General features: G+C 62.1%; 14 protein-coding genes. 5 read left to right on the top strand and 9 right to left on the bottom strand.

Annotated elements, in window-relative coordinates; all coding sequences use genetic code 11:
- Positions 1-378 (top strand): MerR family transcriptional regulator (locus EJC47_RS18910; protein ID WP_126849288.1); only part of this gene is annotated, 378 nt, incomplete at its 5' end.
- Positions 379-401: 23 nt separating this feature from the next.
- Here EJC47_RS18910 and arsH read toward each other — a convergent pair.
- The 6 genes from arsH to EJC47_RS18880 are packed head-to-tail and all read right to left on the bottom strand — an operon-like array spanning position 402 to position 3936.
- Positions 402-1142, bottom strand: a complete 741-nt coding sequence (arsH, locus tag EJC47_RS18905) for an arsenical resistance protein ArsH (protein ID WP_010405480.1) — start codon at positions 1140-1142, stop codon at positions 402-404.
- Complete coding sequence (arsN2, locus tag EJC47_RS18900; protein ID WP_010405481.1) at positions 1142-1573, bottom strand: arsenic resistance N-acetyltransferase ArsN2; 432 nt, start codon at positions 1571-1573, stop codon at positions 1142-1144. Before arsN2 ends, arsH begins: the two co-directional genes overlap by 1 nt.
- Positions 1570-2637: an ACR3 family arsenite efflux transporter gene (gene arsB / locus EJC47_RS18895; RefSeq protein ID WP_010405482.1), complete on the bottom strand. Its 1068-nt coding sequence runs from the start codon at positions 2635-2637 to the stop codon at positions 1570-1572. The genes arsN2 and arsB overlap by 4 nt, the downstream gene beginning before the upstream one ends.
- Positions 2634-3065: an arsenate reductase (glutaredoxin) gene (gene arsC, locus EJC47_RS18890; RefSeq protein ID WP_010405483.1), complete on the bottom strand. Its 432-nt coding sequence runs from the start codon at positions 3063-3065 to the stop codon at positions 2634-2636. The genes arsB and arsC overlap by 4 nt, the downstream gene beginning before the upstream one ends.
- Entirely contained in the window at positions 3065-3592 is a 528-nt protein-coding gene (locus EJC47_RS18885) for an arsenate reductase ArsC (RefSeq protein WP_010405484.1), read from the bottom strand. The genes arsC and EJC47_RS18885 overlap by 1 nt, the downstream gene beginning before the upstream one ends.
- An 11-nt stretch (positions 3593-3603) precedes the next feature.
- Positions 3604-3936, bottom strand: a complete 333-nt coding sequence (locus tag EJC47_RS18880; protein ID WP_126849287.1) for an ArsR/SmtB family transcription factor — start codon at positions 3934-3936, stop codon at positions 3604-3606.
- 109 nt (positions 3937-4045) lie between these two features.
- Here EJC47_RS18880 and EJC47_RS18875 point away from each other — a divergent pair, with 109 nt between their 5' ends.
- Genes EJC47_RS18875 through EJC47_RS18865 form a run of 3 tightly spaced genes read left to right on the top strand, consistent with a single transcriptional unit; the run spans position 4046 to position 5376 of the window.
- Positions 4046-4321 carry a metal/formaldehyde-sensitive transcriptional repressor gene (locus EJC47_RS18875; RefSeq protein WP_010405486.1) on the top strand — a complete coding sequence of 92 codons (276 nt, stop codon included), beginning with the start codon at positions 4046-4048 and terminating at the stop codon, positions 4319-4321.
- Positions 4322-4331: 10 nt separating this feature from the next.
- Positions 4332-5252 (top strand): CDF family Co(II)/Ni(II) efflux transporter DmeF, encoded by a 921-nt coding sequence (dmeF, locus tag EJC47_RS18870; RefSeq protein WP_029622632.1) that lies wholly within the window; start codon positions 4332-4334, stop codon positions 5250-5252.
- A gap of 10 nt (positions 5253-5262) precedes the next feature.
- Positions 5263-5376 carry a DUF1289 domain-containing protein gene (locus tag EJC47_RS18865; RefSeq protein WP_081988753.1) on the top strand — a complete coding sequence of 38 codons (114 nt, stop codon included), beginning with the start codon at positions 5263-5265 and terminating at the stop codon, positions 5374-5376.
- A gap of 129 nt (positions 5377-5505) precedes the next feature.
- On the opposite strand, the gene cueR is transcribed toward EJC47_RS18865, so the two are convergent.
- The 3 genes from cueR to EJC47_RS18850 all read right to left on the bottom strand — a co-directional run bounded on the left by cueR (position 5506) and on the right by EJC47_RS18850 (position 9294).
- On the bottom strand, positions 5506-5892 hold the full coding sequence (gene cueR, locus EJC47_RS18860; RefSeq protein ID WP_126849286.1) for a Cu(I)-responsive transcriptional regulator: 387 nt from the start codon (positions 5890-5892) through the stop codon (positions 5506-5508).
- Positions 5889-8153 carry a heavy metal translocating P-type ATPase gene (locus EJC47_RS18855; RefSeq protein WP_126849289.1) on the bottom strand — a complete coding sequence of 755 codons (2265 nt, stop codon included), beginning with the start codon at positions 8151-8153 and terminating at the stop codon, positions 5889-5891. Before EJC47_RS18855 ends, cueR begins: the two co-directional genes overlap by 4 nt.
- 208 nt (positions 8154-8361) lie before the next feature.
- Entirely contained in the window at positions 8362-9294 is a 933-nt protein-coding gene (locus EJC47_RS18850; RefSeq protein WP_260591667.1) for an NAD(P)/FAD-dependent oxidoreductase, read from the bottom strand.
- Between the two features lie 182 nt (positions 9295-9476).
- Here EJC47_RS18850 and EJC47_RS18845 point away from each other — a divergent pair, with 182 nt between their 5' ends.
- Positions 9477-9833, top strand: coding sequence for a flagellar biosynthetic protein FliQ (locus EJC47_RS18845; RefSeq protein ID WP_066110663.1), 357 nt, complete (start codon positions 9477-9479; stop codon positions 9831-9833).
- The last annotated feature ends 40 nt before the right edge of the window (positions 9834-9873 follow it).

The raw sequence follows: 9873 nt of genomic DNA, 5'->3' as shown, positions 1-9873 counted from the left end.
TCGCAGCGCACGGGCTGCAACATCGAGACGATCCGCTATTATGAACGCATCGGTGTCCTCCCGGTACCGCTGCGCCGCGGGCGATACCGCGCCTATTGCCCGTCGGATGTTCGGCGACTGTCGTTCGTGCGACGTGCGCGCGAACTGGGCTTCCCGATCGACGCGGTGCGAGCGCTGTTGGCACTTGCCGACGGGGGCGTTGCCTCGTGCGCGCAGGCGCGCGATCTGGCGAGCAAGCATCTGCGGGATATCCGCCTGAAAATCGCCGACCTTCGCCGTATGGAACAAGTGCTCGGCGACACCGTCGCCGCCTGCGAAGCCGGCGACACCTTGGGCTGTCCCTTGCTAGAAACGCTTTGCACTGCAGAAGCGCGGTAGACCCGGAGGCTGTCCGGATCAGGTCAGCCGACCGACTGCGACGCAAGGTCCTTCACGGCGTCGCGCTTGGCGGCCGCCGTCTTGCGCTCGGAATATCGATCGACGAGTTGATCCGCATGACCCCGGGTAAGAACAGTGAACCGAACCAGTTCCTCCATCACATCGACGATGCGATCATAATAGCTGGACGGCTTCATTCGCCCCGCTTCGTCAAACTCCTTGAACGCCATCGCGACGCTCGACTGGTTGGGGATCGTGAACATCCGCATCCAGCGACCAAGCAGCCGAAGCGTGTTGACGGCATTGAACGACTGCGATCCGCCTGACACCTGCATGACAGCGAGCGTTCGGCCCTGTGTCGGCCGCATGCCGCCGAACTCCAGTGGAAGATGGTCGATCTGGGCCTTCATGATGCCGGTGATCTGGCCGTGCCGCTCCGGGCTGCACCACACCTGACCTTCCGACCACAAGGAATGCTCGCGCAATTCGTGGACGGCGGGGTGGTCATCGGCCTTCACCTGATCGGGCAATGGCAAATCGCTTGGGTCGAATATTCGCACCTCGGCGCCGAACAGGATCAACAACCGTGCCGCTTCCTCGACAGCAAGCCGGCTGAACGACCGCTCGCGGAGCGAACCGTAGAGCAGCAGGATGCGCGGCGGATGATCGAGCGAACCGAGCCCCGTCGCGAAATCAGGGCGAATCACGTCGCGATCGAGCGCCGGCGTGAAATCGGGGTCGGCAAGGATACGAAGACGTGACATCAGGCAATCCGCTTGGAGAGGAAGGCGGCGCTCGCCGGGCACAGCGACCGAAACTCGGCCGATCCGGTTATGGCGTCGGGCGCATCGGCAGGGTTGGCCATGACATAGCCATGCCGCCGGAAGAACGGTTCGGCCGTGGTGGTCAGCAGATAGAGGGAAGCAACGCCTTCCTCGGTCGCCGCCTGCTCGATCGCGCCGAGAATGGCAGTGCCCATGCTGCCGCTGCGCCGATTAGGCTTCACGATCAGCGATCGCAGCAGCCGATCAGGCCCGTCGCCCTCCATGCCAGCATATCCGACGATACCGGCAGCATCCTCGAACCGGAAGAAGCGACGTCCCGGTTCGGCAAGGTCACTGGTCGGCAGGCCGGCTTCAGCAAGATCGGCCGCCAGATCGGATAGCACGGTGGTGTCGAGCGCTGTCGCGATCATGCCGGCACCCGCTCCTCATACCAGGGCCGGGTCGCCTTCACGATCTTCACCACCGACAGCATGACCGGAACCTCGACCAGCACGCCGACCACGGTCGCAAGCGCCGCGCCCGAATTGAGCCCGAACAGGCTTATCGCAGCGGCGACCGCCAACTCGAAGAAGTTGGATGCGCCGATCAGCGCGGCGGGCGCGGCCACGCACCAGGCGACACCGAACCGGTGGCTGAGCCAGTAGGCGAGGCCAGCGTTGAAATAGACCTGGATCAGGATCGGCACCGCGATCAGGGCGATCACCAATGGATGGGCGATGATTGCCTCACCCTGAAAGCCGAACAGTAGGACGAGTGTCGTCAGGAGCGCCATGAGTGACACCGGACCCAGCCGGGCCAACATCCGATCCAGTGTCGGCTGACCGCCCGCCGACAGCAGGGCGCGACGGACAAGTTGTGCAACGATCACCGGCACCACGATGTAGAGCGCCACCGAGATCAGCAGCGTGTCCCACGGGACCGTGATCGATGCGACGCCGAGCAGCAGGGCGACCAGCGGTGCAAAGGCAAACACCATGATGACGTCGTTCAGCGCGACCTGGCTCAGCGTATAGGTCGGGTCGCCGTCGCAAAGGTTCGACCAGACGAACACCATCGCGGTGCAGGGTGCGGCCGCCAGCAGGATCAGGCCGGCGATATAGGAACTGATGTCGGCGGCCGGCAGGAGCGGCCGAAACAGCCAGCCAAGGAAGACCGTGCCAAGCAGCGCCATGGAGAACGGCTTCACCGCCCAGTTGATGAAGAGCGTCACGCCGACGCCCTTCCAGTGCCGCCTGACCGACCCCAGCGCGCCGAGATCGATCTTGAGCAGCATGGGGATGATCATCAACCAGATCAGCACGGCGACCACGAGGTTGACCCGCGCGACTTCGGCCGATGCGATCGCCCTGAACAAGCCTGGCAATGCGTAGCCAAGGGCAATGCCGACGACGATGCAGAGCGCAACCCAGGCACTGAGATAGCGCTCGAACGTGCTGATCGCCGGCTTGGCCGGCGCCGCGATCGGGGCCGTCATGCGCCGACCCTGTTGCCGGCTGCGTTGATGACCTGTTCGCCGTCCTCCTTGGCGAAGGCGCCAAGCTGCGCGTTCGGCAGCAGGTCGAGCACCTGTTCGGAAGGGCGACAGAGTTTCACGCCGAGCGGCGATACGACGATCGGGCGGTTGATGAGGATCGGATGCGCCATCATCGCATCGATCAATTGGTCATCGCCGAGCGACACATCACCAAGCCCCAGTTCCGCAAACGGCGTGCCCTTCTCGCGCAGGAGAGCGCGGGGTGCGATCCCCATACGTTCGATCAGCGACACCAGCATAGGCCGCGACGGCGGGGTCTTCAGATACTCCACGACATGCGGCTCGATCCCGGCATTACGGATCATCGCCAGCGTGTTACGCGAGGTGCCGCACTCAGGGTTGTGGTAGATGATCATGTCGATTGGCATCAGGCCGCATCCCCGCGACGGCTGCTCGCACCTTCGCCATGGCCGATCTCGCGAACCTGGGCTTGCAGCGCACGAGCCTCGAGTTTCTCGAACGGGAGCGCGATGAAGAGCTTGATGCGGTTCTCGAGGTAGCGGAGCGCCGTGCCGAAGGCGCGCTCACGTTCGACAGGGGTGCCCAGAACGTGGCTCGGATCTTCGATCCCCCAATGGGCGGTGACGGGATGGCCGGGCCAGATCGGGCAGGTCTCGCCGGCCGCGTCGTCGCAGACGGTGAACACGAAATCCATCACCGGCGCGTCAGGTCCGGAGAACTCGTCCCAGCTCTTCGATCGCAGGCCATCGGTCGGATATTCGGTCCGTTCGAGCAAGGCGATGGCGTCGGGATTGACCGCACCCTTGGGATAGCTCCCAGCGGAGAAGGCACGGAAGCGTCCGTTGCCCAGCTTGGTGAGCGCACTCTCCGCGAGAATCGAGCGTGCCGAGTTACCTGTACACAGGAAGAGGATGTTGAAGACGCGATCGGACATGATGGGCTCCATCAGCAGCAGGGGAAAAGTTCGGCGATCAGCGGCTCGCACTGCTCCGCCTTGCCGCCGCAGCAATCCTTGACGAGGAACAGCGTGAGCGCCTTCAACTGGTCGAGGTCGGCACGGTAGTTGATGATCCGGCTGCGTCGCTCGGAACGAATGAGCCCAGCGCGCGCGAGGGTCGCCAGATGCACTGACATGGTGTTCTGCGGCACGTCGAGCGCCCGCGCGACCTCGCCCGCGGCGAGTCCATCGGGTTCGTGCCGAACCAGAAGACGAAAGGCATCGAGCCTCGTTGTTTGCGCAAGCGCTCCTAGCGCCGAGATAGCAGATACCGATTCCATATATCCGCTATTATAGATATATGGTGCGGACGCCAGCCCCATTCAGTGAATCAATTTTCCAGTTGATCGCTATGGCGGCGCGCCTGTCTATAGGATAGGGGGGTATGCTATGGGACATTTGACCGAAGGCAATGATGAACTCCTGAAGCGGGTGCGCCGCATCGCCGGTCAGGTCACGGCGATTGAAAAAGCGCTGGCGGCAGGGACGGACTGCACGACGACGCTGCACCTGGTTGCAGCGACACGCGGTGCCATCAACGGCCTCATGGACGAGATTATCGAAGAGCATGTCCGCGCCCATGTGGCGCATCCCGATCTTCCGGCCGAGGAGCGCGCCGCAGGGGCGGAAGAACTGATCGCGGTCATACGCCGCTACGCAAAATGAGGCTGAGATATTGACCACGTCCCGCGACATTGAAGCCTTTACACACGACCATGTGTATCTTGGGGCCTCTCACGACGAGAACGCCCGCAGGACCTTGTGGGTTGTGGTGCTGACGGCTGTGATGATGATCGGCGAAATCTTCGCCGGCTATGTTACCGGCTCGATGGCGCTCCTTGCCGACGGTTTTCATATGGCGACCCATGCCGGGGCGCTGAGTGTCGCAGCGATTGCCTATGCCTATGCCAAGCGGCATGCATCCAGTGGACGGTTCAGCTTCGGAACCGGGAAGGTCGGCGACTTGGCAGGCTTCGCTTCGGCGCTCGTGCTAGGCCTTATCGCCTTGGGGATCGGGGTCGAATCGATCCTGCGGCTGTTCGAACCCATCAAGGTCGCGTTTGGCGAAGCAACGGTGATTGCGGTCATTGGGCTCGGCGTGAACATCGTCAGTGCATTCCTGCTCTCGGGTAGCCACCATCATCACGGTCATGACGATCACGCCCATGACCATGATGCCCATGGCGGCGACAATAACCTCCGCTCAGCCTATGTGCACGTCCTCGCCGACGCTCTCACCTCTGTGTTGGCGATCACGGCTCTTCTGGCAGGCCGCTATCTGGGCTGGGTCTGGATGGACCCTGTCATGGGAATCGTCGGGGCAGTGGTGATCGCTCGCTGGTCCTGGAGCTTGATGCGCGATACCGCCGCAGTCCTTCTCGATACGACAGACAATCACGTTGCCGAGGAAATACAGGATCTTGTCGAAGGACCAGGAGATGCGCGCATTTCCGATCTCCATGTCTGGCGCGTCGGCCCTGACGCCCATGCCGCGATCGTCGGTGTTGTTGGTGGCGTGGGCATCGATGCGGGTGTTATCCGTAACCGGCTCGTCCCCGTCCACGAGTTGAAGCATCTGACAATCGAATGCCATTGAAAGCGCACGCGTGAAGTCCCCGTGCATAGACTTGTGCGCGTTCAACGGTTCGACCGGCTGGTGCCGAGGGTGCGGCAGGTCCAAACCCGAATGCAGGACATGGAAGAAGGCGCAGCCGCAATAGCAACGCAAAATCGCTGCCGACCTACCGCGCCGGCTCGCGAAGCTGGCAGGACGCGGCCTGCACAAGTGAATCGGCTAGCCTTGCGGCTAGCGTGCCCTGCTGGCGATCTTCCGACCCCGCCAGATAGGCTCAGGAGGCCAGGCGCGTGATTATCGGACATTCGGGCCGCTCGTTGCCGTGGCAGCCCTTCGCCAGGTCGAGCAATGCTTCGCGCATCGCATTGAGCGCGTCCGCCTTCCGGCCGAGGTCCGCGGCGCGCGATTCCGCCAGCGCCTTGACTTCCGCGCTCGCGCGATCGCGATCAGACCAGAGACCAAGCAGCTTTCGGATTTCTTCGATCGGAAAACCGAGATCGCGGGCATTGGCGATGAAACGCAGCCGATGTACGTCAGCGTCAGAATAGTCTCGATAGCCACCGTCACGCCGCGGCGGCGGCGGAATGAGACCGATCTTCTCGTAGTGGCGGATCATCCGCTGCGAGACGCTGCTCGCCGCTGATGCGCCGCCGATGTTCACAGTGCCACGCGGTTGAGACGCAGCGCATTGGTGACGACGCTGACGGACGAGAGGGCCATCGCTGCTGCAGCGATAATGGGCGACAGAAGAATGCCGAACACCGGGTAGAGCAAACCTGCAGCGATGGGGACGCCTGCGGCATTGTAGATGAAGGCAAAGAAAAGATTCTGGCGGATATTGGCCATCGTCGCCTCGCTCAGCCGTCGCGCGCGCAAGATCCCATTGAGATCGCCTTTGAGCAGCGTCACGCCTGCGCTCTCGATGGCGACGTCCGTCCCCGAACCCATGGCGATGCCGACGTCGGCCGCCGCCAGCGCTGGCGCATCGTTCACTCCATCGCCCGCCATTGCAACCACACGGCCTTCGCGTTGCAGGCGCAGCACGACTGCGCTTTTCTGATCGGGCAGGACTTCCGCTTCAACCGCGTCGATACCAAGTTTACGAGCCACGGCCTGGGCTGTCGTTCGATTGTCGCCGGTCAGCATGACGACGCTGATGCCTTCCTTTCGCAGCGCCGCCAGCGCTTCAGCAGTTGTTGCCTTGATAGGATCTGCAATTGCGAGAATTCCTGCGACGCGGCCATCGACCGCCGCGAAGATCGCAGTGGCGCCGTCCGCCCGCATGTCATCTGCCTGCGTGGCTTCTGTCGATACATCGATGCCATTCTCGTCTAGATAAGCTCCAGCACCCAGGAATATGCGTTTGCCACCGACGGTGCCGAAAGCGCCTTTGCCCGTGGGCGAGTCGAAATCCGAAACTTCAGGAATGTCGAGCTGGCGGAGCTTGGCCGCAGCGACGATCGCAAGCGCCAAGGGATGTTCGGATGCCCGTTCGACGCCAGCGGCCAACCGAAGAATATCATCCTCCGAAAAGCCGTCCATCGCCACGATGGCGGTCAGGGAAGGGCGTCCCTCGGTCAGGGTGCCGGTCTTGTCGACGACGATCGTATCGACCTTCTCCATTCGCTCGAGCGCCTCGGCATTCTTGATCAGGACACCAAGCCCAGCGCCGCGCCCGATACCGACCATGATCGACATCGGAGTCGCAAGCCCCAACGCGCAGGGGCAAGCAATAATCAATACCGCAACGGCCGCAACGAGGCCGTGTGCCAATCGCGGCTCTGGACCCCAGATCGCCCAAATCGCGAAGGAGAGCAGCGCGATGCCGAGCACAGCGGGTACGAACCAGCCAGCGACCTTGTCAGCCATGCGCTGGATCGGAGCGCGCGATCGCTGCGCATCGGCGACCATTTGAACGATCCGCGCCAGCATTGTATCGCGGCCGATCTTGTCGGCGCGCACGATGAGCGATCCCGTCTGGTTCACCGTTCCGGCCACTACATGGGCGCCGACCGTTTTCGTCACCGGCATGGATTCGCCGGTGACCATCGATTCATCTATGGAGGAGCGGCCCTCCTCGACGATGGCATCTACGGGTACTTTTTCGCCGGGGCGGACCCGCAGTCGGTCGCCGACAGCGATCAGGTCGATCGCGACTTCTTCGTCATTCCCGTCCGCCATAATCCTGCGCGCGGTCTTGGGAGCGAGATTGAGAAGAGCCTTGATTGCGCCCGAGGTACGCTCGCGAGCGCGCAACTCAAGAACCTGGCCCAGGAGGACAAGGACGGTGATCACGGCAGCCGCCTCGAAATAGATCGCGACCGTGCCGTCCATCATACGAAAAGCTGCAGGGAATATGCCCGGCGCTGCAGTGGCCACCACACTATAAGCCCAGGCCACGCCCGTCCCCATCGCGATCAAGGTGAACATGTTGAGGTTGCGCGTCCGGACAGAGGCCCAACCACGTTCGAAAAATGGCCAGCCCGCCCAGATCACGACCGGGGTTGCCAGAGCGAACTGGAGCCAGCCCGATATGCGCTCGGAAATGAGGCTGTGCAGCGCCGGGAACAGGTGTCCGCCCATTTCCAGTACGAAGATGGGCACCGTAAGCGCCAAAGCGATCCAAAACCTGCGAGACATATCGAGCAGTTCAGCGCTTGGCCCCGAGTCTGCAGTTACAACCTCCGGCTCGAGGGCCATGCCACAGATCGGGCATGGCCCGGGATGATCCTGACGGATCTGCGGGTGCATGGGGCAGGTCCAGATGGCGCCGGGCTGGGCCGCCGCGGGCCTGTTACTATCCTCAGACAAATAGCGCTCGGGGTCGGCGGCGAACTTGGCGCGGCATCCCGCACTACAGAAATAATATTCCTTTCCCCCATCCGAGACATGATGAGAGGTGACAGCCGGATCGACCATCATGCCGCATACCGGATCCTTGGCCGTCTTCGCGCCCGTGGTGGCATCGTGCTTGCCCGCGCAGCAGCTATGCGCACCAGATTTGCTCGCAGGAATAGGATCAGTCACGGCTCGTCTCCTTATCGACGAAAGGCAATGTGGGGTCTGACATCATGTCAGGGTCAACCCCCACCTCTCATATATTTTTGCGTGCTCGACCCCGTCTACAGGGTCATCCAGACAATCGATTGTGAATGGTGGTCGCCGCCCTGGCCGCCTGGCCCGCCGCTACCGCGATTTGGTCCAGCCCTTCGACCATGTCGCCGGCGGCGAACATACCGCTGATCGTCGTTTGCTGATGCTCATCGACGACGATGCAACCTGACGGAGCCAATTCGGCACCAGCCATCCGCGCCAGTTCTGAGTGAGCGGAGGTCCCAAGAGCAACATATAGAGTGTCGAGTTGGAGCGATCGGCCATCGGCTAAATGGACGAGAAGGTCTTTCTCGTTGACCGACAAATCGCTGACAGGTGCTCGCTCGACCCTAATAGCGTTCCGAACCAGATTTGCCTCGTCAGCTTGCGAGAGTTCCGAAGCATCCTGAGTGAGCAGGGTGACGGTATCGCTGTAGTGGCGAACGAAAATCGCCTCGGCCGCGCCGTGGTCGGAACAGCCCAGCACGGCGACTCTCCTGCCGCGGATCTCGTAGGCATCGCAGATCGGACAATAGCGTATCAACCCTTGGGCAACGCCTCGATCGTGCGCTTCCTGCTCTATTCTCGGTCGATGATTTGTCACGCCTTGGGCGAGCAATATGGTTCGTGCCTCGATGGCCTGGGAGCCCGTATAGGCGATAAATCCAGTATCGGCGCGTTCGACGCGCTCGACGACTCCATTGGCCAATTCGGCACCGTAGCGAACTGCATGTTGACGCATACGCGACAGCAGATCCGCGCCAGATATTCCGTCTGGAAATCCAAGGAGGTTATGTGTCGTTGGGATTCGGGCCGCCCGGCCCGGCCCCGCATCGACGACCAGCGTAGCTCGCAGAAACCGGCCCAGATAGGTGGCAGCCGTTAGGCCTGCGGGACCTCCGCCAATGATAATGCAGTCGTACATGCATGCCTTTCGCTGACGTTGATCGACATTGCTATTACGCGGCATGCGGCACGTGCCCTCGAAAGCAGGCGCTTCTCTCGAGAAAATGCAGATGGGCGCGAGGGGTCAGAGCCGTCGATGCGTAAGTCAGATGTAGCCCATCAACCGACAGGATGGACAAATGAGGTGCCCACGGGTCGCAGCGTGGCGCGGGGGCGAGTGGACGTGGCGAAGACGGATCGGAAGCAATGATCTCTCTCCACGCCACTCGCCCCGCAAGGATCGCTAGGCGCACGTCCTGGCGCCGCGACCCCGTCACCGGGGGAGGCGAATTGGAGACATACAGTCCTTTTTCGGTTTCGATGGGCCAAGCACTCTGGGTCATCATGATCATCGCAGGGCCTCCGCTCATTTTGATGCTGGTCGTCGGGCTGGTTATTTCCATGGTCCAGGCCGCGACATCGATCAACGAACAGACGGTCAGCTTTGTCCCGAAGCTTCTGGCGTTCATCCTGTTTCTTGCAATCTACGGGGCTACCGTCGGCGATCTCCTGATCGACTATACCCGCGACCTGCTGATGCATATTCCGGACGACATACGTTGATCGCAGGCCTTTTATTAGGCCCGGGCGGCTCCCGCAAATC

It is taken from the genome of Sphingomonas sp. TF3, from assembly GCF_003985085.1.
In the GTDB taxonomy this organism is placed as follows: Bacteria; Pseudomonadota; Alphaproteobacteria; order Sphingomonadales; family Sphingomonadaceae; genus Sphingomonas.
The sequence above is the reverse complement of the archived record's forward strand: the minus strand, read 5'-3'. Positions and strand labels throughout refer to the sequence as shown.